21 protein-coding genes are annotated in these 24,870 nt (G+C 72.0%); 12 read left to right on the forward strand and 9 right to left on the reverse strand.

From position 1 onward, the window contains the following. Positions 1-80: 80 nt before the first annotated feature. The 5 genes from ASC56_RS03355 to ASC56_RS03375 all read right to left on the reverse strand — a co-directional run bounded on the left by ASC56_RS03355 (position 81) and on the right by ASC56_RS03375 (position 6,671). Positions 81-3,179 carry an efflux RND transporter permease subunit gene (locus ASC56_RS03355; RefSeq protein WP_055489669.1) on the reverse strand — a complete coding sequence of 1,033 codons (3,099 nt, stop codon included), beginning with the start codon at positions 3,177-3,179 and terminating at the stop codon, positions 81-83. A gap of 179 nt (positions 3,180-3,358) precedes the next feature. Beyond that, on the reverse strand, positions 3,359-4,039 hold the full coding sequence (locus ASC56_RS03360; protein WP_055489670.1) for a response regulator transcription factor: 681 nt from the start codon (positions 4,037-4,039) through the stop codon (positions 3,359-3,361). Beyond that, a complete protein-coding gene (locus tag ASC56_RS03365) occupies positions 4,036-5,292 on the reverse strand; it encodes a sensor histidine kinase (RefSeq protein WP_055489671.1) in 1,257 nt (418 codons plus the stop codon). Before ASC56_RS03365 ends, ASC56_RS03360 begins: the two co-directional genes overlap by 4 nt. Before the next feature lie 256 nt (positions 5,293-5,548). Next, positions 5,549-5,827 carry a hypothetical protein gene (locus tag ASC56_RS03370; protein ID WP_055489672.1) on the reverse strand — a complete coding sequence of 93 codons (279 nt, stop codon included), beginning with the start codon at positions 5,825-5,827 and terminating at the stop codon, positions 5,549-5,551. 49 nt (positions 5,828-5,876) lie between these two features. Next, the gene (locus ASC56_RS03375; protein WP_055489673.1) at positions 5,877-6,671 is read right to left on the reverse strand and encodes a PspA/IM30 family protein; all 795 of its coding nucleotides are present in this window, start codon (positions 6,669-6,671) and stop codon (positions 5,877-5,879) included. A 299-nt stretch (positions 6,672-6,970) separates the two neighbouring features. Here ASC56_RS03375 and ASC56_RS03380 point away from each other — a divergent pair, with 299 nt between their 5' ends. The 3 genes from ASC56_RS03380 to ASC56_RS03390 all read left to right on the forward strand — a co-directional run bounded on the left by ASC56_RS03380 (position 6,971) and on the right by ASC56_RS03390 (position 9,527). Further along, positions 6,971-7,600, forward strand: a complete 630-nt coding sequence (locus ASC56_RS03380; protein WP_079102274.1) for a DUF3043 domain-containing protein — start codon at positions 6,971-6,973, stop codon at positions 7,598-7,600. Positions 7,601-7,683: 83 nt separating this feature from the next. Continuing rightward, entirely contained in the window at positions 7,684-8,385 is a 702-nt protein-coding gene (locus tag ASC56_RS03385) for a bifunctional 2-polyprenyl-6-hydroxyphenol methylase/3-demethylubiquinol 3-O-methyltransferase UbiG (RefSeq protein ID WP_055490140.1), read from the forward strand. A gap of 71 nt (positions 8,386-8,456) precedes the next feature. Continuing rightward, positions 8,457-9,527, forward strand: a complete 1,071-nt coding sequence (locus ASC56_RS03390; protein WP_055489675.1) for a S1C family serine protease — start codon at positions 8,457-8,459, stop codon at positions 9,525-9,527. A 77-nt stretch (positions 9,528-9,604) separates the two neighbouring features. Here ASC56_RS03390 and ASC56_RS03395 read toward each other — a convergent pair whose 3' ends face one another. After that, entirely contained in the window at positions 9,605-9,832 is a 228-nt protein-coding gene (locus ASC56_RS03395; protein ID WP_055489676.1) for a hypothetical protein, read from the reverse strand. Between the two features lie 222 nt (positions 9,833-10,054). On the opposite strand from ASC56_RS03395, the gene ASC56_RS03400 reads away from it, so the two are divergent. Further along, positions 10,055-11,263 (forward strand): bifunctional adenosylcobinamide kinase/adenosylcobinamide-phosphate guanylyltransferase, encoded by a 1,209-nt coding sequence (locus ASC56_RS03400; RefSeq protein ID WP_055489677.1) that lies wholly within the window; start codon positions 10,055-10,057, stop codon positions 11,261-11,263. On the opposite strand, the gene ASC56_RS03405 is transcribed toward ASC56_RS03400, so the two are convergent. Further along, positions 11,252-12,013: a hypothetical protein gene (locus ASC56_RS03405; protein WP_063784922.1), complete on the reverse strand. Its 762-nt coding sequence runs from the start codon at positions 12,011-12,013 to the stop codon at positions 11,252-11,254. The two genes, ASC56_RS03400 and ASC56_RS03405, sit on opposite strands and share 12 nt — an antisense overlap. 136 nt (positions 12,014-12,149) lie before the next feature. On the opposite strand from ASC56_RS03405, the gene cobT reads away from it, so the two are divergent. The 3 genes from cobT to ASC56_RS40480 all read left to right on the forward strand — a co-directional run bounded on the left by cobT (position 12,150) and on the right by ASC56_RS40480 (position 16,230). Beyond that, positions 12,150-13,241: a nicotinate-nucleotide--dimethylbenzimidazole phosphoribosyltransferase gene (gene cobT / locus ASC56_RS03410; RefSeq protein WP_055489679.1), complete on the forward strand. Its 1,092-nt coding sequence runs from the start codon at positions 12,150-12,152 to the stop codon at positions 13,239-13,241. 453 nt (positions 13,242-13,694) lie between these two features. Next, the gene (locus tag ASC56_RS03415) at positions 13,695-15,500 is read left to right on the forward strand and encodes a phosphatidylglycerol lysyltransferase domain-containing protein (protein WP_055489680.1); all 1,806 of its coding nucleotides are present in this window, start codon (positions 13,695-13,697) and stop codon (positions 15,498-15,500) included. A 28-nt stretch (positions 15,501-15,528) separates the two neighbouring features. Then, a complete protein-coding gene (locus tag ASC56_RS40480) occupies positions 15,529-16,230 on the forward strand; it encodes a hypothetical protein (protein ID WP_055489681.1) in 702 nt (233 codons plus the stop codon). Here ASC56_RS40480 and ASC56_RS03425 read toward each other — a convergent pair. After that, positions 16,170-16,931, reverse strand: a complete 762-nt coding sequence (locus ASC56_RS03425) for a hypothetical protein (protein ID WP_055489682.1) — start codon at positions 16,929-16,931, stop codon at positions 16,170-16,172. The two genes, ASC56_RS40480 and ASC56_RS03425, sit on opposite strands and share 61 nt — an antisense overlap. A gap of 78 nt (positions 16,932-17,009) precedes the next feature. Here ASC56_RS03425 and ASC56_RS03430 point away from each other — a divergent pair, with 78 nt between their 5' ends. Beyond that, positions 17,010-17,789 (forward strand): adenosylcobinamide-GDP ribazoletransferase, encoded by a 780-nt coding sequence (locus tag ASC56_RS03430; protein WP_371330036.1) that lies wholly within the window; start codon positions 17,010-17,012, stop codon positions 17,787-17,789. Positions 17,790-17,964: 175 nt separating this feature from the next. Beyond that, positions 17,965-18,570: an RDD family protein gene (locus ASC56_RS03435; protein WP_234376836.1), complete on the forward strand. Its 606-nt coding sequence runs from the start codon at positions 17,965-17,967 to the stop codon at positions 18,568-18,570. Here ASC56_RS03435 and ASC56_RS03440 read toward each other — a convergent pair. After that, positions 18,530-19,327, reverse strand: a complete 798-nt coding sequence (locus ASC56_RS03440) for an endo alpha-1,4 polygalactosaminidase (protein WP_055489684.1) — start codon at positions 19,325-19,327, stop codon at positions 18,530-18,532. The genes ASC56_RS03435 and ASC56_RS03440 overlap by 41 nt on opposite strands. A 351-nt stretch (positions 19,328-19,678) precedes the next feature. On the opposite strand from ASC56_RS03440, the gene ASC56_RS03445 reads away from it, so the two are divergent. The 3 genes from ASC56_RS03445 (at position 19,679) to sucB (ending at position 24,807) form a co-directional block, all read left to right on the forward strand. Then, entirely contained in the window at positions 19,679-21,211 is a 1,533-nt protein-coding gene (locus tag ASC56_RS03445; protein WP_055489685.1) for a leucyl aminopeptidase, read from the forward strand. A 299-nt stretch (positions 21,212-21,510) separates the two neighbouring features. Next, positions 21,511-22,899 (forward strand): dihydrolipoyl dehydrogenase, encoded by a 1,389-nt coding sequence (lpdA, locus tag ASC56_RS03450; RefSeq protein ID WP_055489686.1) that lies wholly within the window; start codon positions 21,511-21,513, stop codon positions 22,897-22,899. A gap of 102 nt (positions 22,900-23,001) precedes the next feature. After that, positions 23,002-24,807 carry a 2-oxoglutarate dehydrogenase, E2 component, dihydrolipoamide succinyltransferase gene (gene sucB / locus ASC56_RS03455; RefSeq protein ID WP_055489687.1) on the forward strand — a complete coding sequence of 602 codons (1,806 nt, stop codon included), beginning with the start codon at positions 23,002-23,004 and terminating at the stop codon, positions 24,805-24,807. The last annotated feature ends 63 nt before the right edge of the window (positions 24,808-24,870 follow it).

Raw genomic sequence — 24,870 nt, forward strand, 5'->3', positions numbered from 1 at the left:
TTAACCAACAGCGTCGCACATCCCGTGCGGGCCGGGCCCTCTGCATTTTCCCGGGTTCTCCCGGGTTGTCCCGGGTCCTTCTAGACGCCCGCGGGCTCCAGGACCTCGGTCTCGGTCTGCCGCTTCGCAGCCCGCTTCTTCGCGCGCCGCTCCTTGCGGAGCTCCAGCATCGCGTAGAGGGTCGGGACCAGCAGGAGCGTCAGCACGGTCGATGTGACGAGACCGCCGATCACGACCACGGCCAGCGGCTGGGCGATGAAGCCGCCCTCGCCCGTGACACCCAGGGCCATCGGCAGCAGCGCGAAGATCGTCGCCAGCGCCGTCATCAGGATCGGGCGCAGACGGTGGCGGCCACCCTCCACGACGGCCTCGACGACGCCGTAACCCTGCTTGCGGTACTGGTTGATCAGGTCAATCAGCACGATCGCGTTCGTCACCACGATGCCGATCAGCATCAGCATGCCGATCATCGCCGGAACACCCATCGGGGTGCCCGTGGCGACCAGGAGGCCGATGGCGCCGGTCGCCGCGAACGGGATGGAGACGAGCAGGATCAGGGGCTGGGCCAGACTGCGGAACGTCGCGACCAGCAGCATGAACACGATCGCCACCGCCGCCAGCATCGCCAGACCCAGGTTCTTGAACGCGTCGCCCTGGTCCTTCGAGACACCGCCGATCTCCGCCGTCGCGCCCGCCGGCAGCTTCAGCGCGCTGATCTTCGACTGGAGGTCCGCGCTCACCGCGCCCGTGTTGTCGCCCGTCGGGCGCGCGGTGATCGTCGCCGCCCGCCGGCCGTCGATCCGGGTCATGGACACCGGGCCGTCCACCAGCTTCACCGTGGCGATGTCACCGAGCTTCACCGGACCCAGCGGAAGGTTCTTCAGCTGCTGCAGCGTCTGCGCCGGCTGCGCCGCCCGGATGACGACGTCGCGCTCGACGTTGTCCAGGACCGCCTTGCCCGTCTTGGTGCCCTGCACGGCCTGGGCGACCGCGGCGCCCAGCGTCTGGTCGCTGAAACCGGCCGCCGCCGCACGGGAGTCGGCCCGGACGGAGATGCGCGGCACGCTCTGCGACAGGTCGCTCGACACGTCCGTCACGTTCTTCAGGCCCGCCACCTCGGCACGGACCTGCTCCGACGCCTTGCGCAGGACGTCCGCGTCGGCCGCCTTCACGACGACGCTCAGGTCCTGGCTGCCGAAGCCGTCCCCGGCCGACACCGTGGTCGTACCGATCCCGGAGAGCTTGCCGAGCCCGTCCTCGATGCGGCGCTGCACGTCCTTGTACTTGGCCGAGTCGTCCAGCATCACCGAGTACGAGGCCTGGTTGGTGTCCGTGCTGCCGCCGAACGCCGCCATCCACCCGGACGAGCCGACCGTGGCCTGGTAGTCCTTGACGCCCTTGACCCCGGCGAGCATCTTCTCGACCTTCTTGGCCTGGGCGTCGGTCGCCGCCAGGCTCGTGCCCGGCTTCAGCTTCTGCTTGATGCTGAGGACCTTCTGCTCGCCCTGGTCGAAGAAGTTCGTCTTCAGCAGGGGGGCCATGCCGAAGGTGCCGACCAGGACGACGGCCGCGATGGCCACGCTGGTGAGACGGCGACGGGTCGCGAAGCGCAGCACGGGCACGTAGAAGCGCTGGAGCCGGCTCCTCGCCTCCTTCTCCTCCGCCACGCGGCGCGCCTGCTCCGGGTCCTCGGGCCTGGTCTTCGGGGCGCGCAGGAACCAGTAGGACAGGACCGGAACGACCGTCAGCGACACCAGCAGCGAGGCCAGCAGGGCCGCCGTCACGGTGACGGAGAACGGGCCGAACAGCTCGCCCACCATGCCGCCGACCAGGCCGACCGGCAGGAAGACCGCCACCGTCGTCAGCGTGGACGAGGTCACCGCGCCGGCCACCTCGCGGACCGCGGTGAGGATGGCCTCCCGGCGCTCCTCGCCGTAGCCGAGGTGCCGTTTGATGTTCTCCAGGACCACGATCGAGTCGTCGACGACCCGGCCGATGGCGATGGTCAGCGCGCCGAGCGTGAGCATGTTGAGGGAGAGGCCCCTCGTCCACAGGACGAGCAGCGCCAGGACCACCGACAGCGGGATCGAGACCGCCGTGACGAGGGTCGAGCGGAGGGACGCGAGGAAGACCAGGATCACCAGGACCGCGAAGAGCAGGCCGAGGCCGCCCTCGGTGGTCAGGCCGTGGATGGACTTGGAGACCGCCGGGCCCTGGTCGCTGACCACGGTGATCTTGGCGCCCGAGCCGAGGTCCTTGCGCAGGCCCGGCAGCTTGTCCTTGACCGCGTTGGAGATGGTGACCGCGCTGCCGTCGTGGTCCATGGTGACGTTCACGGCGAGGCTGGGCCTGCCGTCCGTACGGGTGATGGAGTCGGCCTTGGCCTCCTCCTGCCGGACGGTGGCGACGTCACCGAGGCGTACGGGCTTCTTGCCGGCCTGGGTGGTGACCATCAGGTCCTGGATCTGCTGCAGGGAGGTGAAGCCGCCGCCCACCTGGACCGTACGGTTGCTGCCGTTCTCGTCGAAGGAGCCCGCGGGGACCGTCGCGCCGCCCGCCTGCAGGGCCTGGCCGAGCGCGGTCGTGGACAGCCCGGCCTGCGCGAGCTTCGCATCGTCGGGCGTGACGGTGACCTGCAGGTTCCGCACGCCGGCCACGGTGACCCGGCCGACCCCGCCGATGTCCTTCAGGGCGGGCACCACGGTCTTGTCGAGCTGGTCGGACAGGGCCTGCTGGTCCTTGTCCGAGGTGACGGCGAGCACGACGGCCGGCATGTCGTCCGTCGAACCGGCGATGACCTGTGGGTCGACGGAGGTCGGCAGCTGGGCGCGGGCCCGGTTGACGGCCTGCTGGACGTCGGCGACGAGCTGCTTGGTGTCGTTGCCGAAGTTGAAGGACGCCATGATGACGGCGTTGCCCTCGCTCGCCGTGGAGGTCATGCCCTTGATGCCGGAGACGGCCTGCAGGGTGTTCTCCAGGGGCTCGACGACCTGCTTCTCGACCACGTCGGGGGACGCGCCCTGGTACGGCGCGAGGACCGACACCACGGGGAGGTTGATGGTGGGCAGGAGTTGCTGCTTGAGCTGTGGGATCGCGATCGCGCCGAAGACGAGCGCGACGAGGGACATCAGCGCTATCAGGGCCCGTTGCGCGAGGCTGAATCGGGACAGCCAGGACATGGGTCGTCGTCTCTCTCTGTGGCTGAGCGGAAGGTCCGGGGCGCAGAGGAGCGCCTCCCTATAACCCTGAGCCATCGGCCGCCGTCGTTCCGTCGCCCCCAGGTCCATTTCCTTATGCGGCGCCTACTGCGGGCGCAGTACGGCCCGATGGAGGTCGCTCCACCCGTGGATGTAGCGGCTCACTCCACCCTCGGGCGCACCAACCCCGACTCGTAGGCGATGACGACCAGTTGCGCCCGGTCGCGTGCGCCGAGCTTGGCCATGGCCCGGTTGACGTGCGTCTTCACCGTCAGCGGGCTGACGTGGAGGCGTTCGGCGATCTCGTCGTTGGAGTGGCCGCCGGCGACCTGGACGAGCACTTCGCGCTCCCGGCCCGTGAGCGTGCCGAGCCGGTCGGAGCGGGCCGGGTCGCGCCCGTCGTAGCCGTCGCCCTGGGCGAGGAACCGGGCGATCAGCCCCTTGGTGGCGGTCGGCGACAGCAGTGCCTCGCCGCCGGCCGCGACACGGATGGCGTTGAGCAGCTCCTCGGGCTCGGAGCCCTTGCCCAGGAAGCCGGACGCCCCGGCGCGCAGCGACTGCACCACATAGTCGTCGACCTCGAAGGTCGTCAGGATGACCACCCGGACGTGGGTGAGGGCGGGGTCGGCCGAGATCAGGCGGGTGGCGGCGAGGCCGTCGGTTCCGGGCATCCGGATGTCCATGAGGACGACGTCGGCGCGTTGCTCCTTGGCCAGCCGGACCGCCTCCGCCCCGTCGGAGGCCTCGCCCACCACCTCCATGTCCGGTTCCGAGTCGACGAGTACGCGAAAGGCGCTGCGCAGCAGCGCCTGGTCGTCGGCGAGCAGAACGCGGATGGTCATACGGGGTCTCCCTGGGCGGCGGTCATACGGTCTCCCCGGCCGCGGTCGTCGCGTGGTTCCACCGGCAGGATCGCATGGACCCGGAAGCCTCCTCCGTAGCGGGGACCGGCGGTGAGGGCGCCGCCCAGGGCGGTGACGCGCTCGCGCATGCCGAGCAGACCGTGGCCGCCGTGTCCGTCGTCGTCCCGGTCCGCGGTGTCCACACCCGTACCGTTGTCCAGGACCGTGACCTCCATGTTCGGCCCCACGCGCACGACGCTGACCTCTGCCTTGGCCGTACGGCCCGCGTGCTTCTGCACATTGGTGAGGGCCTCCTGGATGACCCGGTACGCCACCAGGTCGACGGCGGCGGGCAGGGCGGTGCCGTCGTCGGCGCGGGCGACCTCGACGGGCAGACCGGCGTGGCGGAAGGTGTCGGCGAGTTCGTCGAGGCGCGCGAGACCGGGGGCGGGCTCGGTGGGGGCCTCGGGGTCGCCGGACTGCCGGAGCAGACCGACGGTGGCGCGCAGTTCGTCGAGCGCGGAACGACTGGCCGCGCGGACGTGGGCGAGGGCCTCCTTGGCCTGGTCGGGCCGTTTGTCCATGACGTGCGCGGCGACTCCGGCCTGCACATTGACCAGAGCGATGTGGTGGGCGACCACGTCGTGCAGATCGCGTGCGATGCGCAGCCGTTCCTCGGCGACACGGCGGCGGGCCTCCTCCTCGCGGGTGCGCTCGGCGCGCTCGGCGCGCTCCCTGATGGCGTGGACGAAGGCGCGACGGCTGCGGACGGCGTCGCCGGCGGCCGCGGCCATGCCCGTCCAGGCGAAGAGGCCGAGGTTCTCCTGGGCGTACCACGGGAGGGGACCGGCGAGCATGGCGGCGCCGGTCAGGACGGTCATGGTGAGCAGGCCGACGCGCCAGGTGGTGGGGCGGTCGGTGGTGGCGGCGACGCTGTAGAGGGCGACCACCGCGGACATCGCGACGGGGGTGCGGGGATCGGCGGTGACGAGTTCCACCAGGGAGAGCGCGGTCGTGAACGCGAGGACGGCCAGGGGGCCACGGCGGCGGAGGACGAGCGCGGCGGCGCCGAGCGCCATGAGAGCGAGGCTGAGGGCATCCGGGCTGCGAGCGCCCCACCGGGGGCCGCCTTCGGCGTGCGGGTCGACGAAGGAACTGGCCACCATGCTGACGAGGACGCCGAAGGCGAGGACGGCGTCCGCGGCCAGCGGGTGGGCGCGGACTCGGCACCGGGTGCGCTCTAGGGTGCTCACGGTTGCTTACGGTACGGGCAGCCGGGCGGGGGCCGGAACCGGTCTTCCCCGGCGCCCGGCACCGAGCGGTGCCCGGCGTCGCGCGTACCGCCCGAGGGCTGCCGCCCCAGCCCCCCGCTTCGGCCTGAACGGCCGCGTCCTCGAACACCCGACGGACGGACGGCCTCTCCTCGATCACCCGACGGACGGCGTCGACCTCGATCACCGGACGGGCCGACGTACCGGCCCGGGCTCAACCGTGCCGCCGCCTCAGAGCTCAGCCCGGGATCAGGCCGTCGTCGTTCAGCATCGCGCGGACCTCCGCCAGGCCGGCCTCCGGTGACGGCAGGATCAGTTGCGACGGTTCCAGGGAGTCGTCCGGGAGTGGGGTGCCCAGACGGCGGACCGCGTCCAGGAGGGCGTTCAGCGTGCGACGGAAGCCCTGCTCGTCGCCGCTCTCCACCTCCCGGAGCAGCTCGTCGTCCAGCTTGTTCAGCTCGGTGAAGTGGTCGTCGTCCAGCTTCACCTGCCCCTCCCCCATGATCCGTACGATCATGTCGCCCTCCTCAGGCGTGGGACCCGGTGGATGACAGCCTTACTGAGCGTCACTGCTTGTCGAAGCGCGGGGTGTCCTGCGGCTGGGACTGGGACTGCCCCTGACCCGTACCGCCCTCGATCGCCTGCGGCTGCGAGGAACCGCCGGCCAGCTCCGCCTTCATGCGCTGCAGTTCCAGCTCCACATCCGTACCACCGGAGAGCCGGTCCAGCTCGGCCTGGATCTCGTCCTTGGCCATGCCCGAGGGATCGTCCAGGGCACCGGAGGCCAGGAGTTCGTCGATCGCGCCGGCCCGGGCCTGGAGCTGGGCCGTCTTGTCCTCGGCCCGCTGGATGGCCAGGCCGACATCGCCCATCTCCTCGGAGATGCCGGAGAAGGCCTCGCCGATCCGGGTCTGTGCCTGGGCCGCCGTGTAGGTCGCCTTGATGGTCTCCTTCTTCGTGCGGAAGGCGTCCACCTTGGCCTGGAGGCGCTGGGCCGCCAGGGTGAGCTTCTCCTCCTCGCCCTGCAGCGTCTGGTGCTGGCTCTCCAGGTCCGTCACCTGCTGCTGGAGCGCGGCGCGCCGGGACAGCGCCTCGCGGGCCAGGTCCTCACGGCCGAGTGCGAGCGCCTTGCGGCCCTGGTCCTCCAGCTTCGAGGACTGGCCCTGCAGCTGGTTGAGCTGCAGTTCCAGGCGCTTGCGGCTCGTCGCCACGTCCGCGACGCCGCGCCGCACCTTCTGCAGCAGCTCCAGCTGCTTCTGGTACGAGTAATCGAGGGTCTCGCGCGGGTCCTCGGCCCGGTCAAGGGCCTTGTTCGCCTTCGCGCGGAAGATCATCCCCATACGCTTCATGACACCGCTCATGGGCTTCGCGCGCCCCCTTCTGACGGACTCCAGCTCACAGATCTGCGACAGAACCCACAGTACGGGCCCTGCCTCCATTACCGCACTGTTCGGGGACGGATGCGCTCATCCCCAAGGACGACTGCATACGGTCCCGCTCCGGCGTAGGGAGTAGGTGTCCCCCGAGGTTACGTACGGGGTGACTCCCGGATTCCCTCAGCCGCCTTCCGGAAGAACATCGGTGGTGTTCCTTTTGAGGCCCCTCTGTCCCAGTACAGACGACCGGTGTTGCCGGATCGTTCCCCACAGGGCTGGGGTCCATGCGGGGCTACCCCGTACCCTTGGGTTTTGTGTTCCGAAGCCGTGCCAAGGAAGAGAAGGCCCCGGCCGTCGACAAGACGCCGCTGACCGACTCCAAGCAGCCCCGCGACCCGCAGGCCCCGAAGGGTCGGCCCACGCCCAAGCGCAGTGAGGCCCAGACCCAGCGGCGCAGCGTCGCCAACACGTCGATGACGCGCAAGGACGCCACCAAGCGGCAGCGCGAGGAGCGCCGCGTCCAGCTGGAGAAGCAGCGCCAGGCGCTGGCCAGCGGTGACGAGCGGTATCTGCCGGCGCGGGACAAGGGACCGGTGCGCAAGTTCGCGCGCGACTACATCGACGCGCGCTTCAACGTCGCGGAGTTCTTCCTGCCGATGGCCGTGATCATCCTCGTGCTGAGCATGGTGCGGGTGGCCTCGCTGCAGAACATCGCGCTGCTGCTGTGGCTCGTCGTGATCGTCCTGATCGTGCTCGACTCGGTCCTCTCCGCGTTCCGGCTGAGGAAGCGGCTGAACGAGCGCTTCCCGGACCAGAACAAGCGGGGCGCGATCGCCTACGCGCTGATGCGCTCCCTGCAGATGCGTCGGCTCCGGCTGCCGAAGCCGCAGGTCAAGCGCGGAGAGCGGCCCTGAGCACGACGTCCTTCTCCGGGGGCGCGGCCGACGCGTGGCTGAGCAAGCTGGGCGCTCTGCGTGATGTCGTGCGGCAGGAGCTGGTGGCCCGGCAGCTCGACGAGCAGATATCCGGCCGCTTCCCGGTCGGGCAGCGGCTGCGGGTGCTGGACGTGGGGATGGGCCAGGGCACCCAGGCGCTGCGCCTGGCGCGCGCCGGGCACCAGGTGACCGGGGTCGAGCAGGACCCGAAGATGGTCTCCGTCGCCCGTGCGGCCCTGTCCGGTGAGCCGGAGGGCATCCGGGAGCGCATGCGGATCATCGAGGGCGACGGCCGGGACACGGGTGTGCACTTCCTGCCCGGCAGCTTCGACGTGGTGCTGTGCCACGGCGTGCTCATGTACGTCGAGGAGCCGGACGCGCTGCTGGCGGGGCTCGCCCGGATGCTGGCCCCCGGCGGGCTGCTGTCCCTGCTCGTCCGGAACGGGGACGCGCTGGCGATGCGGCCGGGGCTGTCCGGTGACTGGGCCGGTGCGCTGGGCGCGTTCGACACCGTGTCCTATACGAACCGGCTCGGGCTCGAGGTGCGCGCCGACCGGCTGGACGCGTTGACGGCGACACTGGCGGGGATCGGGGCACCGTTGCACGCCTGGTACGGGGTACGGGTCTTCACCGACACGGCGGCGGACGGCGCGGAGATCCCGGCCGACGTCGAAGCGCTGCTGGCGGCGGAGGAACGGGCCGGGAGGACGGATCCGTACCGCCGGGTGGCGGCGTTGCTGCATCTCTGCGGAGTGCGCGGCTGAGGGCTGGGCGGATGAGCTCGTTCGGGTGAGCACCGCAGGCCGGACCCTCACCCCGAATGGAGACTCGGGGCATGGACGTTTCCCGTACCCGTGCCCTTCGCCGGCTGTGCGCCCCGGTCCTGGTCGTGTGCCTGGCACTGGTCGCCGGCTGCACCGACTCCGCCTCCCCGGTCAAGAAGGACCCGCCGGCGGTCGTACGGACCGGCGCCCCGAAGGCGGGGCTGGAACTGCAGAGCGAGTACCAGCGGGTCGTCAGGGACGTGCTGCCGTCCGTCGTGCAGATCCAGGCCGGCAACTCCCTCGGATCGGGCGTGGTGTACGACGGCAAGGGGCACATCGTCACCAACGCGCACGTGGTCGGGAACGAGAAGAGGTTCCAGGTGACCGCGGCCAACAGCGAGACCGCGCTCACCGCGGGCCTCGTCTTCTCGTATCCGGAGCAGGATCTGGCCGTCATCAAGCTGGACAACGTGCCGCCCAAGCTGAAGGTGGCCGCCTTCGGGAACTCGGCCAGGGTCGAGGTGGGCCAGATCGTCCTGGCCATGGGCTCGCCCCTCGGGCTGTCGTCGAGCGTGACCCAGGGGATCGTGTCGGCGACCGGACGGACCGTCAGTGAGGGGAATGCGGGAAACGCCCCCGGCGCCACCATCCCGAACATGGTGCAGACCTCGGCGGCGATCAACCCGGGCAACAGCGGGGGCGCGCTCGTCAATCTGAACAGCCAGGTCATCGGCATCCCCACGCTCGCGGCGCTCGACCCCGAGCTCGGGGGCAGTGCGGCGCCCGGCATCGGGTTCGCGATCCCGGCGTCCATGGTGAAGACGATCGCCGACCAGATCGTCCGCGACGGCAAGGTCACCAACTCGGGGCGGGCCGCGCTCAACATCACGGGCCGCACGGTGCTGGACGGCAACTACCAGCCGGCCGGGGTCGCGGTGGTCTCGGTCAAGAAGCGGGGCGCCGCCGACAAGGCGGGCCTCCAGGTCGGGGACATCATCGTCAAGCTGGGTGACAGGCCCATCACCACGATCACGTCCCTCGCCGAGGCGCTCGCCAGTGAGAGGCCGGGGCAGAGGACCACGGTCACGTTCCTGCGCAACGGAAGCCAGCAGACGGTCGAGGTCACCCTGGGCGAGCAGTAGCGGGGCCGGACGAGGGCCGTGCGGCCCCCGCCCGGGGAGCTCCGAGAGCTCCGAACAGAATGGAGCCCGGCTGAGCTCTAGGACTCGCTGTCGACCTGTTCGTCGGCGTGCAGGCTCATCGGCCCGTAGATCTCCGTGCCGTCCTCGAACAGCCGCACCTGGTCGGCGCCGCCGTCCAGCAGTCCCCTCCAGTGCTCCCCGATCCAGGACTCGGCGTCCCCCTGCGTGGTGAACTCCTCGGGCGCGACCGCGGGCTGGACCTCCGCCCCGTCGGCCTTCTCGAACCGCCACGTCCATGCCGCCACGTACGCCTCCAAGTGTGAGCACATACAGACCAGAAGCCGGATCTTGGTCCGGTCGCCGCCCCGAGCCTATGCGCTCGCCCGGGCGTGCCGTCAGAGGACCTCGGGTCCTCCCTGCGGCCGAGGGCCCTTCGTGGCCGGTCGCGGCCGGGTGCGGGCAGGGCCCCGCGCCCTTGCGGGACCTCGGGCGCGCGGGACCTGCGGCGACCCGGGAAAATCGGGTGCGTGGAAGTGACTCTGCTCGGTACCGGTGCCCCCGCGGGACTCCCCCGCCCCGACTGTCCCTGCGCGTCCTGTGGGCGTGCGCTCGGCCCGGAGGCGCGTGCGGCGACCGCGGCGCTGGTGGACGACACGCTGCTGCTGGACCTGACGCCGGGTGCGGCGTTCGCCGCCGCGCGCGCCGGGCGGTCGCTGGGCGGCGTACGGCAGGTGCTGCTGTCGCATCCGCACGACGGGCCGCCGGTCGAGGTCCCGGTGGGCCTGCCGCAGCCCGGGCGGGTGCCGGACGGGCGGGAGTTGGCGCTGCTGACCGGGCACCGGGTGCGGGCGCTCGCGATGGACGCGCCGGGCACGGGGTACGCGGTGACCGGTCCGGACGGACTGCGGCTGCTGTATCTGCCGCCGGGCGCGGCACCCGCGGGTCTTGCGGAGCCGGCGGAACCGTACGACATGGTGCTCGCCGATGTCGTGGGACGGCCGGACGCCCTGGCGAAGCTGCGGGCGGTGGGCGCGCTCGGGCCGGCCACCGGCGTCGTCGCCGTCCACCTCGACCATGACGTGCCCCCGGGCGCCGAGCTGCGCCGTCGGGTGGCGGCGGCGGGGGCGCGGGTGGTGCCGGACGGGACGACGCTGGTCGTGGGCGGATACGAAGACGTGTCGGCCGTTGCGGAGGTGCCGCGGCGCACGCTCGTGCTGGGCGGGGCACGGTCGGGCAAGTCGGTGGAGGCGGAGCGTCGGCTGGAGGCGTTTCCGGACGTGCTCTATGTGGCGACGGGCGGGACGCGGGGCGGGGACACGGAGTGGGCCGCGCGCGTGGCGGCGCACCGGGAGCGGCGGCCCGGGTCCTGGCGCACCACCGAGACGTGCGACCTGCTGCCGCTGTTGAAGGAGGACGGGGCGCCACTGCTGATCGACTGTCTGTCGCTGTGGCTGACCGACGCGATGGACGCGGTGAACGCGTGGGACGACGCGGAGTGGGCGGGCGGCGGTGAGCGGGCACTGCGGGCCCGGGTGGAGGAGCTCGCGGCGGCGGTGCGGAACACGCGCCGGACCGTCGTCGCGGTCTCGAACGAGGTCGGCTCCGGCATCGTCCCGGCGACGGCCTCCGGTCGCCGCTACCGTGACGAACTCGGCCGTCTGAACGCGGCGTTCGCGGCGGAGTGCGAGCATGTGCTGCTGGTGGTGGCCGGACAGACGCTGACGCTACGCCCGTGACGGCGTTCTGCGCGCGATGATCCGGTAGGCGTTCGAGAAGCGGGTGCGCCGCAGCAGCGGTGCCAGGGCGTGGTCCAGGGCGGTCGCGGTCGCCACCAGCGGTGTGGCGGCCCCCACCAGGGCGGTGCGCAGCCGGCGCCGGAACACCGTCGGCGGGACGGCCCGCCAGGGGACGTCCGGGGCCGGCAGGACGCGGGCCAGACCCAGCGCCAGGGCGCCGGCGATGTCGTACGGCGTGTGCGGTTCGCGGCGGTCGGTGGTGACGACCGCGCACCCCAGGACCTCCAGTTCGGCCAGCAGGTTGCGCAGCGGCATCAGATGGAGGTGGCGCGGCTGGCCGTACGACATCCACCACTTGCCGAGCAGCGCGCCGAACGCGCAGTCGGTGGGCAGCATCGCGCGGGCCGCGGACCGGTGGCGCCGGGCGCTGCCGCGGGCGGCCAGGAGGCGCTCGGCGAAGCCGTCGAGTGCCGGCTGCCCCTCGTGGAAGTCATGGTGGTAGAAGGCGAGTCCCTCGGCGGTGAGGCGGGGGTTCTGGAAGGCGTGCGCGCAGTCGTGGCACTCGTCGACGACGAACGTGCCCGGCTTGTGCTGCACCAGGTCGGGTGTGCGCAGCCGGGTGCGCAGCCGCGTGGAGCCGCACCAGGGGCAGTCCTCGCGGCGCGGCTCGTGGAACCGGTCGCCGCCCTGGGCGAGTTCGCCCGGCGACTCGGCGCGGCGCGCGGCGGACGGCTGCGGGGCGGGGGACATGGCGGCTCCTGTGGGCGACCTGGCGGCCGGAACGACAACCATGAGAACGGTACATATGGGATCTCGCTCAGGGATGCAATGACGTGCCGTCGACGTGGCACCTCCGCGTTCGATCGCTGCCGGTACTGTTCGGCGAATGAGCTCGCTTAATCTCGACGACTTCACCGATCTGATCGAGCGCCCCGACGGCGGGGTGCGCCGCGACGCGGAAGCGCGCCGGGAGCGCCAGGTCGTCCCGCCCGGGGCGCTGGGCCGCCTCGACGACCTGGGTGAGTGGCTGGCGGCCGCGCAGTCCGCCGTACCGGTGCGACCGATCGAGCGGCCGCGCGCGGTGCTGTTCGCGGGCGATCACGGGGTCGCCGCGCTCGGCGTGTCGGCGCGCCCCGCAGGCAGCGCGGAACAGCTCGTGCGGGCGGTGCTGGAGGGCACCAGCGCGGCCTCGATCCTGGCGCGGCAGCTGCATGTGCCCGTACGCGTGGTCGACATGGCGCTCGACTGCGATCCGGAGGGCCTGCCGGCAGACGTCGTACGGCATCGGGTGCGGCGCGGCAGCGGGCGCATCGACGTGGAGGACGCGCTGACGCCCGAGGAGGCGGAGGCGGCGTTCCGGGCGGGGATGGCGATCGCGGACGAGGAGGCGGACGCCGGGACCGATCTGGTGGTGCTCGGCGACGTGAGCGTCGGCGGCACCACGCCGGCGGCCGTGCTGATCGCCGCGCTGTGCGGGACGGACGCGTCCGTCGTGACGGGGCGCGGCGGCGTGGCGATCGACGACCTGGCGTGGATGCGCAAGTGCGCGGCCGTACGGGACGCGCTGCGGCGGGCGCGGCCGGTGCTGGGTGATCAGCTGCAGTTGCTGGCGGCGGTGGGCGGGGCCGATCTGGCCGCGATGACGGGCTTCCTGCTGCAGTGCGCCGTGCGCAGGACTCCGGTCATCCTGGACGGGGTCGTATCGGCGGCGTGTGCGCTGGTCGCGCAGCGGATCGCGTTCCGCGCGCCGGACTGGTGGCTGGCCGGACAGACCAGCGGGGAGCCGGCGCAGGCGAAGGCGCTGGACCGGATGGCGCTGGAGCCGCTCCTCGACCACGGTGTGACCATCGGCGAGGGGGCCGGGGCGCTGCTGGCGCTGCCGCTGGTGCGGGCCGCCGCGGCGCTGGCGGCGGAGCTCCCGGAGAAGCCCGCGGCGGCCCCCTCGGCTGCCGAGCAGGGGCGGCCGGAGCAGGAGTAGCACGCGCGGCCGAGGCCGCCGGGCCGCGGCCGGAGCAGGAGCAGCACGCGCGGCCGAGGCCGCCGGGCCGCGGCCGGAGCAGGAGCAGCACGCGCGGACGAGGCCGCCGGGCCGCGGCCGGAGCAGGAGCAGCACGCGCGGACGAGGCCGCCGGGCCGCGGCCGGAGCAGGAGCAGCCCGCGCGGACGAGGCCGTCGGGCCGCGGCCGGAGCAGGAGCAGCACGCGCGGACGAGGCCGCCGGGCCGCGGCCGGAGCAGGAGCAGCCCGCGCGGCCGAGGCCGCCGGGGCGCGGCCGGAGCAGGAGTAGCACGCGCGGCCGAGGCCGCCGGGCCGCGAGCCGGTTCGGGCCCGCCGGAGCGTGCCGTCCCACTTCCCACCGTCGTGGCGGAAAGAAGCGGGCCGCTCGTACGGGTCGCCCGGAGACCCCTGAGCGCCCCATATCATCGCCCTTCATGGGAGATGCCCGTTTTACCGCGCAACAGGAGCAGGAACAGGAACGCACGGTTCGGACGGGGGGCGGGGCACGGCGGTCCAGTCGGGCCTCCCGGCGAGCCGCCGCGTTCGCCGTCTGGTACCTGCGCGCCGTCACGTTCATCAACTTCCTCTCCGCCGTATGGGTCTCCCTCGCGCAGGACGTGCGGCGGCACAACCAGGAGAACCTCTTCACGCCGTACCTGCTGACCGCGGGCTTCGCCTCGGGCGTGTTCACGATGTTCCTCGCCGTCACCATGGGGCGGCGCAAGCGGGCCGCGTGGATCCTCAACCTGGTGCTCGGCGGGCCGTTTCTGCTGCTGTTCGCCTTCGCCATGACCTTCCCGGAGATCCGGCAGTACGCACAGAACTGGATCTCCCTGGGGCTCACCACGGCCTTCGTGGGCTCGCTCCTGGCCGGGCGGCGGGAGTTCTACGCCAAGGGCGACCGGTCCAACCCCCGGCTCGCCGCCCTCGTCGCCGCCGGCGGCCTGCTGGTCTCCTCGTTGCTCGCCGCGCTCCTGGTCACCGTCACCAACACCGCGCACGACGCGCACCGTTCGACCTTCCTGGACCGCTGGCGCTACGGCGCCCTGCGGCTCGTCTCGGTCACCGCCGACGACTCGCACTACCCCGGGATCGCACCCCCGAACTGGGTCAACGTCACCATCAACGTGTTCAGCACGCTGCTGGTGCTCGCCGTTCTGTACGCCGCCTTCCGCTCCCGGCGCGCGGTCGACCCGATCACCGAGGACGACGAGAAGCGGCTGCGGGCCCTGCTCGACAAGCACGGTGACCGTGACTCACTCGGCTACTTCGCGTTGCGCCGGGAGAAGAGCGTGATCTGGTCGCCCACCGGCAAGGCGGCGGTCGCCTACCGCGTCGTCGGCGGTGTCTCGCTCGCCTCCGGCGATCCGCTCGGCGACCCGGAGGCGTGGCCCGGCGCCATCGAGCCCTGGCTCGCCCAGGCGCGCGTGCACGGCTGGATCCCCGCCGTGATGGGCGCGAGCGAGGAGGCGGGGACCGTGTACGCGCGGCACGGGATGGACGCGCTCGAACTGGGCGACGAAGCCATCGTCGACGTCGGCGAGTTCACCATCGAGGGGCGGGCCATGCGCACCGTCCGCCAGGCCTACAACCGTGTCGGGCGCGCCGGGTACACGGTCCGCATCCGGCGCCACGAGGACATTCCCGCCGACGAGATGGCGTCGCTGCTGAAGAAGGCCGACGACTGGCGCGACGGGGCCACCGAGCGCGGGTTCAGCATGGCGCTGGGGCGGCTCGGCGACCCGGAGGACGGACAGTGCGTGATGCTCGAGTGCGCCGACGGTACCGGCGAGTTGCGGGCACTGCTGTCGTTCGTGCCCTGGGGTCCGCACGGGCTCTCGCTCGATCTCATGCGGCGTGACCGGGACTCCGAGAACGGGCTCATGGAGTTCATGGTGATCGAACTGCTGCGCCGGGCCCGCGAGATCGAGATCACCCAGGTCTCGCTCAACTTCGCCATGTTCCGGTCCGTCTTCGAACGTGGTGCGCGCCTCGGCGCCGGACCGGTGCTGCGGCTGTGGCGTTCGCTGCTCAGCTTCTTCTCCCGGTGGTGGCAGATCGAGTCGCTGTACCGGGCCAACGCGAAGTACCGGCCCATCTGGGAACCCCGGTTCCTGCTCTTCGAGAAGAGCGCGGACCTGCTGCGCATCGGCGTCGCCTCGGCACGCGCCGAGGGGTTCCTGGAGGCTCCGGGACTGCCGAAGTGGCTGCACCGCCAGCACCTGCAGTCGCACAGATGAGGAGCGCCGGACAGATGAGGACCGCTGGATGAACACCCTCGCCCGCCTGGCGCGTGCCGAATGGGGACTGGTGTACGTCACCGTGCGTCAGACCCTCGCGCGGCGCAGTTGGCGGGCGATGCCGATGACCCTGACGGCGGTGTGCCTGACGTCGGTCCTGCAGTTCGTGCAGAACCAGTCCTGGGGCTTCCAGTTCGTGCAGAACATCGGTTCCGTGCGGGCCGAGGAGCCGCTGTGGCCGGCCCTGCTGTGCACCCCGCTCTCCCTCTTCGTACCGGCTCTCGACCTGCCGGTGTGGGGAGCGCTCCTGCAGATCCTCTTCGTGTTCGGGATCGCCGAGATCTGCCTGGGCTGGTGGCGCACACTCGTCATCGCCTACGCCGCCACGCTCGCCGGCACGCTGTACGCGCGCATGGGCATCGGCCTGGGCCCCGCCCATCCGCTGGGACTTCCCGCGACGGACGCACAGGTGGTCGACACCGGTCCGTCGGCGGCGGTGATCGGGCTCGCCCTGTTCCTGTGCTGGCGCTACCGCGCGTACCTCACGGGAGGCGTGGTGGTCGCGTCGATGCTCGGGGAACTGGTGCTGAAGCAGAACCTCGCGGGCAAGGAGCACATCGCCGCGATCGGGGCGGTGGTGGTGCTGTGCGGGATCTCGTGGCTGCGGCATCAACGGCGGTCGGGCAGCCGGGTCGGCTGCGGATCGGGCCTGCCGCCGATCCAGTCCTGAGCTCTGCGGCTGAGGGCCGCCCAACGGCGGTCGTGGTGGTAGGCCCGCAGACCTGCCTTGGCGCGGGCGCGCGGGCGGCGGCGGTAGAACCGCCTGGCCCAGGGGGAGCCGGGGCGGGCCAGACGGAGCGCACCGACCATGGCGATCAGGGGCACGACCACGCCGAAGATCGCGGTGCGGGCCTTGCCCTTGCTCAGGGCCAGCAGCGAGAAGAGGAAGTTCACCGCGACGCTCGCGACGACGGCGCCGCGGTTGTGCAGTTCGTCCGAGGAGAGGCCGTTGACGCCGAACGGCGCGAACCCGGCGAGGACCAGACCCACCAGGGCCGCGGTGATCACCACGACCTCGACGCTCTTGCGGCCCTGCTCGGTCCAGTAGACGTCGTCCAGGTGCAGGATCAGGGCGAACTCGTCCAGGACGAGGCCGGCTCCGACACCGAAGAGGACCGCGAAGACGCCGCAGCCCACGCCCTGACGACTGGCGACCGCGCCGAAGCCGCCGGCCACGGTGAGGACCACTCCCGGGATGACGTGGTGGATGTGCAGGCCACCGGCCCTGACATTGCCGAAGGGGCCCTTGCCGGCACGGATGAGCCGGGTGATGACGCGGGTGATCACGAACGTCAGCACGAAGGCGCCGAGCGCGAGAAGCAGGGGCAGTTTGCCCGGTTCGATGATGTTCCGCTGCAGCCAGTGGCCCATGGGTGCAGTGTGCCCGCGGTCGTGTGCCGCTGCCTGCCCGCGGCTGCGCCGGATGCGCCGGTTACTCTGCACGCCGTGATCAGGATCCCGCCCCTCGACGGCCTTCGTTTCGCCTTCGGCACGCTCACCGTGCTCCCCGTCAAGGTGACCCGGTGGGACCGGCAGGCCGCGCGCGGCGGGATGATGTGCGCGCCCCTCGCGGGGGTGGTGGTCGGGGGGCTCGGTGGTCTGCTCGGTGCCGTGCTGCTTCTGCTGGGTGCGGGGCCGCTGCTCGCCGCCGTCGCCGCCGCCGCCGTACCCGCCGCCCTGACCCGGGGGCTGCACCTGGACGGGCTCGCCGACACCGCCGACGGGCTCGGCAGCGGGAAGCCCGCCGAGGCAGCGCTGCGGATCATGAAGCAGTCGGACATCGGGCCGTTCGGTGTGATCACGCTGGTCTTCGTGCTGCTCGCCCAGGTGGCGGCGCTCACCCAGGCGTACGGCGGCTCCTGGGCGCGGGGCGCGCTGGCCGCCGTCGTGTCGGCGACCGCCGCCCGGCTGGCCCTCACACTGGCCGCGCGCGGTGGGATACCGGCCGCTCGGCCGGAGGGGCTGGGGGCCGCGGTCGCGGGAGTGGTTCCGGTGCGCGGTGCGCTCGCGGTGGCCGTCGCCGTCACCACGGCGGGGGCTGTCGGGGGCGCGCTGTCCGGGACGTACGGCGCCGTCCGTACGGCGGCCGCGGTGCTGGTCGCGGTCGCCGCCGCGGAGCTGCTGCTGCGGCACTGCACCCGTCGCTTCGGCGGGGTGACCGGAGACGTGTTCGGCGGGCTCGCGGAGACGGCGGCGACGACCGCGCTCGTCGTACTGTCCCTGGGGTGAGTGCCTTCTGTCCCTGGGGTGAGTGCCTTCTGTCCCTGGGGTGAGTGCCTTCTGTCCCTGGGGTGAGTTCCTTCTGTCACCGGGGCGAAACGATCTCCGGTGAGCGCGGCGGCCCGGGCACCGCGCCGGTAGTCTGATCCGCCGAACAGACAGTGATCGTGATCGGGGGACGTCTGTGCCGAAGCTGCGCCGTGCCGTGGCCTGGTTCATCGACTTCGCACTGGTGGCCGCGGCGGCCTCGGCGATCGCCGTGCTCACCTTCCACCGGATCTCCGCGCTCTTCACCGATGTGCCCGAGCTGGCGACGAGGGGCGGCTTCGACCTGCTCACCTCGCGCGGTGACATCCTGCGCACCTCGGAGGGTCTGGGACTCTCGCTGTGGGACAGGACGGTGCTCTGCGTGGAAGAGGCCTTCGGGCTGCTGGTGCTCGTCACCTTCCTCTACCAGTGGGCGTCGCTGGCGCTGGCCGGCCGCACCGTGGGCAAGGCGCTGACCGGTCTGAAGGTGACTCCGAGCCGCCCGCGCCGGGCCGCGGTGCGGGCGGCCGTGACGACCACCGCGGACGTGGCCGTGTACGCGCTGGCCTGCGTCCTGCTGGTCGAGGGCCAGTTCGTGCTCTCGGTGCTGGTCTGGGCGGTGGCCGTGCTGGTGTTCCTGCTGAACGCGCTGATCGTCCTCTTCCCCGGCAGCCGCTCGCTGGCGGACCGGGTGGCGGGGACGGCGGTGGAGGGACTGTGGTTCAGCAGGGCCTCCGCCACGCGCCCAGCTCGTACTTCTTGAGCATCGAGCTCAGCTTCAGCCGGCGGGCCTCGGGGCAGAAGCGCCCGGTCGGCAGTTCGTACTCGACGTGGAGGACGGCCTTGCCCCCGGCGATGAACGGCTTCAGCCGCCCGCACTCGCCGTGCTGTGCGCACTGCTCGTCGACCGCGAAGTCGAAGTCCCCCACCAGCCGGGGGATCTGGTCGAGGTCGTTCTTGAGGCCGACGGCCAGCCCCCTCTCATGGGCCAGCCCCGCGATGAGGCGGTTGTAGCGGAGCTGGTCGGCGGCCTTGAGGGGGAAGCCGGTGTCGTTCCGGTAGCCGTCCATGTTGTCGGGCTCCACCGCGTCGAAGCCCTTCTCGCGGCACATGTCGAGCCGGTCCGCCATGAGGGGTTCCAGGAGGTCGGTGCGGCGGATGTCGAGCCAGCGTTCGCCCTTCCAGCCGTTGCCCCTGCCCAGCACGGACTTCGGGAACTTCCTCGCGTCCGGGCGGAAGTCCTCCCAGGCGCCGGTGGACAGGTAGCAGATCACCTTGCGGCCCTTGTGGTGCAGCGCGGAGACGGTCGCCTTCGGGTGGTCGAAGCCGTCGATGTCGTAGACCGGCACGTCGACGGAGGTGTCGAGGCGCCCGCTGAGCTGCCACTGCCAGGCGACTCCGGGGCGCGGCTGCCAGCGGGCGCCGGTCTGCACCTCGTCCTCGGTGGGGGCGGTGGGCGCGGTGCACCCGGCGAGCAGCAGAAGCAGGAGCAGGGCGACGAGCGGTGTGGGGCGCTTCACGGGGCGGGCTCCAGGGCGTGCGACAACGTACCCGAGGGTGATCGCCGACGCCCGGCGCCCCCCGGCGCGGCGGGTCCTCAACGCGGCATGTCCGAAGGCTACTTCGCGGCGGGGAGACGACGGTGTGACCCGGCTCACCGGCGGCCGGGAGGAGAGATGGCCGGAGCGCCACAGGGAGATGAACACCCATGGGAATGAGCGAAGCGGGACGCCGAGCGTAGGCTCGTGCCGGGTGCTCCCCCAGCCCAGGCGAAGACCGAACGTTCGGAGCGATCTAGGGTCGGTTCCCGGGCCGGTCGACCCCCATCCGTTCGGCCACCGAAACTCAATCGGAAGCGAGATTTCACCACCGTGACTGCTCTCACTCTCAGCACCGCCGCTGCGGCCGGCCTGCGGGCCGACGCGATCGTGGTCGGTGTCGCGAAGGGCGCGGAGGGCCCGGTCGTCGCGCCGGGCGCCGAGGCCGTGGACAAGGCGTACGACGGCAGGCTCGCCGCCATCCTGGAGACCCTTGGCGCCTCGGGCGCCGAGGGCGAGGTGACGAAGCTGCCCGCGCCCTCCGGCTTCAAGGCGCCCGTCGTGGTGGCGGTGGGCCTGGGTGCCGAGCCTGAGGACACCGAGGACAAGGAGACGGCGTTCACCGCCGAGTCGCTGCGCCGCGCCGCGGGGGCCGCGGCCCGCGCGCTGGCCGGTTCCAAGAAGGCCGTCTTCGCCCTGCCGGCCTCGGACGCCGCCGACGCCGGCGCCATCGGCGAGGGTGCCCTGCTCGGCGCCTACGCCTTCGACACGTACAAGGAGAACGGCCGGAACTCCAAGAACGGCAAGGCGCCGCTCGCCGAGGTCACCCTCCTCGGCGGCAAGCCCCGCGACAAGGCGTACAAGGCGGCCGTCGAGCGCGCCGTCGCCGTCACCGAGGAGCTCAACCGGGCCCGCGACCTGATCAACACCCCGCCCAACGACCTGACCCCGGAGGCCTTCGCGGCCATCGCGCAGACCGCGGCCAAGGAACACGGCCTCAAGGTGCAGGTGCTCGACGAGAAGGCGCTGGCCAAGGGCGGCTACGGCGGCATCCTCGGCGTCGGCGCGGGCTCGGCCGCGGCTCCCCGCCTGGTGAAGCTGTCGTACACGCACCCCAAGGCGGACAAGCACCTGGCCCTCGTCGGCAAGGGCATCACCTACGACTCGGGCGGCATCTCGCTCAAGCCGGCCGGTCACAACGAGACCATGAAGTGCGACATGAGCGGCGCGGCGGCGGTCTTCGCCGCGGTCGTCGCCGCCGCGCGCCTCGGCCTCCAGGTCAACGTCACCGGCTGGCTCGCTCTCGCCGAGAACATGCCGTCCGGCTCCGCCACCCGCCCGGGTGATGTGCTGCGCATGTACAGCGGCAAGACCGTCGAGGTCCTCAACACGGACGCCGAGGGCCGGCTGGTCCTGGCCGACGCGCTCTGGGCGGCCTCGGAGGAGCGGCCGGACGCGATCGTGGACGTCGCGACCCTGACCGGCGCGATGATGCTGGCGCTCGGCAACCGCACGTTCGGGATCATGGCGAACGACGAGGCGTTCCGCACCGCGGTCCACGAGGCGGCCGAGGAGGTCGGCGAGGACTCCTGGCCGATGCCGCTGCCGGAGCACCTGCGCAAGGGCATGGACTCCCCGACCGCGGACATCGCCAACATGGGCGAGCGGATGGGCGGCGGCCTGGTCGCCGGTCTGTTCCTGAAGGAGTTCGTCGGCGAGGGCATCCCGTGGGCCCACCTGGACATCGCGGGCCCGGCCTTCAACGAGCAGGGCCCCTTCGGCTACACCCCCAAGGGCGGCACCGGCTCGGCGGTGCGCACGCTGGTCCGGCTCGCGGAGCTGACGGCCGCGGGCGACCTGGGCTGATCGGGAGCCTTCCGTGAGGGCGGCAACGGGTTCGCCGGAGCCCGGGGCCGCCCTCGTGGCCGTACCGGAGTTTCGCCCTCGACGAAATCCGTACGATCGTCTCCAGCCGCGACCTCCCGACGTGACGGATCAGACGTCTCAGACACCGGCCCGGCGTCTCCAACGCCGTCGACAAGTGCGAAGATGGGGCTCGGCAGGACAGGGCCCCCACCGAAGGGCCGAAGCAACAGCGGCCGGACACCAGCCGCCTGCCGGTCATCGGAGACCGGCGTACGGCGCACATGCATGGAGGACGTGACGTGGCGAACGACGCCAGCACCGTTTTCGACCTAGTGATCCTCGGCGGTGGTAGCGGTGGTTACGCCGCGGCCCTGCGCGGGGCTCAGCTGGGCCTGGACGTCGCCCTGATCGAGAAGGACAAGGTCGGCGGCACCTGCCTGCACCGGGGTTGCATCCCCACCAAGGCCCTGCTCCACGCTGGCGAGATCGCCGACCAGGCCCGCGAGAGCGAGCAGTTCGGTGTCAAGGCCAGCTTCGAGGGCATCGACGTACCGGCCGTCCACAAGTACAAGGACGAGGTCGTCTCGGGCCTGTACAAGGGTCTGCAGGGCCTGATCGCCTCCCGCAAGGTGACCTACATCGAGGGTGAGGGCCGGCTGTCCTCCCCGACGTCCGTCGACGTCAACGGCCAGCGCGTCCAGGGCCGCCACGTCCTGCTGGCGACCGGTTCCGTGCCCAAGTCGCTGCCTGGCCTGGAGATCGACGGCAACCGCATCATCTCCTCCGACCACGCCCTCGTCCTGGACCGCGTGCCGAAGTCCGCGATCATCCTCGGCGGCGGTGTCATCGGCGTCGAGTTCGCCTCCGCCTGGAAGTCCTTCGGTGCCGACGTCACCGTCATCGAGGGTCTGAAGCACCTCGTCCCGGTCGAGGACGAGAACTCCTCCAAGCTTCTTGAGCGCGCCTTCCGCAAGCGCGGCATCAAGTTCAACCTCGGCACCTTCTTCCAGAAGGCCGAGTACACCCAGGACGGTGTCAAGGTCACCCTCGCCGACGGCAAGGAGTTCGAGGCCGAGGTCCTCCTCGTCGCCGTCGGCCGCGGTCCGGTCTCCCAGGGCCTGGGCTACGAGGAGGCCGGGGTCGCCATGGACCGCGGCTACGTCCTCGTCGACGAGTACATGCGGACGAACGTCCCGACCATCTCCGCCGTGGGTGACCTGGTCCCGACGCTGCAGCTGGCGCACGTCGGCTTCGCCGAGGGCATCCTGGTGGCCGAGCGTCTGGCCGGCCTGAAGGTCGTTCCGGTCGACTACGACGGCGTGCCGCGGGTGACGTACTGCCACCCGGAGGTCGCCTCCGTCGGCATCACCGAGGCCAAGGCCAAGGAGATCTACGGCGCGGACAAGGTCGTCGCCCTCAAGTACAACCTGGCGGGCAACGGGAAGAGCAAGATCCTCAAGACCGCCGGCGAGATCAAGCTGGTCCAGGTCAAGGACGGTGCCGTGGTCGGCGTCCACATGGTCGGCGACCGCATGGGCGAGCAGGTCGGCGAGGCCCAGCTGATCTACAACTGGGAGGCGCTGCCGGCCGAGGTGGCCCAGCTCATCCACGCCCACCCGACCCAGAACGAGGCGCTCGGCGAGGCCCACCTGGCCCTGGCCGGCAAGCCCCTCCACTCCCACGACTGACGCCTTCCGTCATCGGGCGCGACGACACAGACTTCCGCTTCCCCTAGTTCTCGACTTCGCTCGAACTGGGGGAGACCCCATCCGTAAGGAGCAACCGAAACCATGGCGGTTTCCGTAACCCTTCCGGCGCTCGGCGAGAGCGTCACCGAGGGCACTGTCACCCGCTGGCTGAAGGCCGAGGGCGAGCGCGTCGAGGCGGACGAGCCCTTGCTCGAAGTCTCGACCGACAAGGTCGACACCGAGATCCCGGCGCCAGCCTCCGGCGTGCTGACCTCCATCAAGGTCGCCGAGGACGAGACGGTCGAGGTCGGCTCCGAGCTGGCCGTCATCGACGACGGCACGGGTGCGCCCGCTGCCGCCCCGGCTCCGGCCGCCGAGGCCCCCGCCCCGGCCGCGGAGCCCGCTCCCGCTCCGGCCGCCGAGGCCCCGGCCCCCGCTGCCGCTCCCGTCGCTCCCGCCGCTCCGGCCGGTGGCGCCCCGGGCACCGACGTGGTCCTGCCCGCGCTCGGCGAGTCGGTCACCGAGGGCACCGTCACCCGCTGGCTGAAGTCGGTCGGCGACAGCGTCGAGGCCGATGAGCCGCTGCTCGAGGTCTCCACGGACAAGGTCGACACCGAGATCCCGGCGCCCGCCTCCGGCGTGCTGCTGGAGATCGTGGTCGGCGAGGACGAGACGGCCGAGGTCGGCTCCAAGCTCGCCGTCATCGGCCGGCCGGGCGCCGCTCCGGCGGCCGCCCCGGCCCCGGCCGCTCCGGCTCCGGCCGCTCCGGCTCCGGCGCCCGCTGCCGAAGCCCCGGCTCCCGCCGCCCCGGCCGCCCCCGCGGCACCGGCCCCGGCCCCCGCGCCCGCCGCTCCGGCTCCGGCGCCCGCTGCCGCTCCGGCCCCGGCCCAGCCCGCGGCTCCGGCCCCCGCGCCGGCCGCGCCCGCCCCGGTCACCCCGGCTCCGGCCGCGCCGGCCCCCGCCGCGCCGGTCGACGAGGGCGCGTACGTGACCCCGCTGGTGCGCAAGCTCGCCGCCGAGAACGGCGTCGACCTGGCCACCGTCAAGGGCACTGGCGTCGGCGGCCGTATCCGCAAGCAGGACGTCATCGCCGCCGCCGAGGCCGCGAAGGCCGCCGCCGCTGCCCCGGCTCCCGCCGCGGCCGCCGCGCCCGGCGCCAAGAAGGCGCCGGTCCTGGAGGTCTCCCCGCTGCGCGGGCAGACCGTCAAGATGCCTCGGATCCGCAAGGTCATCGGCGACAACATGGTCAAGGCCCTGCACGAGCAGGCCCAGTTGTCCTCGGTGGTCGAGGCCGACGTGACCCGTCTGATGAAGCTGCGCACCCGGGCCAAGCACGCGTTCGCGGCCCGCGAGGGCGTCAAGCTCTCCCCGATGCCGTTCTTCGTGAAGGCGGCGGCCCAGGCGCTGAAGGCCCACCCGGTCATCAACGCCCGGATCAACGAGGCCGAGGGCACCATCACCTACTTCGACACCGAGAACATCGGTATCGCGGTGGACTCCGAGAAGGGCCTGATGACCCCGGTCATCAAGAACGCCGGTGACCTCAACATCGCCGGCATCGCCAAGGCCACCGCCGACCTGGCGGGCAAGGTCCGGGCCAGCAAGATCACCCCGGACGAGCTGTCCGGCGCGACCTTCACCATCAGCAACACCGGCTCGCGCGGCGCGCTGTTCGACACGATCATCGTGCCGCCGGGTCAGGTCGCGATCCTCGGCATCGGCGCCACGGTCAAGCGCCCGGCCGTCATCGAGACGGAGGAGGGTACGGTCATCGGCGTCCGCGACATGACGTACCTGACGCTCTCGTACGACCACCGCCTGGTGGACGGCGCCGACGCGGCCCGTTACCTGACGGCGGTCAAGGCGATCCTGGAGGCGGGCGAGTTCGAGGTCGAGCTCGGCCTCTGAGCCACCGACAGGTGACCGACTCCCACGGCGCCCCCGTCCGGAACCTTCCGGGCGGGGGCGCCG

This window comes from Streptomyces sp. TP-A0356 (assembly GCF_001417775.1).
Lineage (GTDB): Bacteria > Actinomycetota > Actinomycetes > Streptomycetales > Streptomycetaceae > Streptomyces.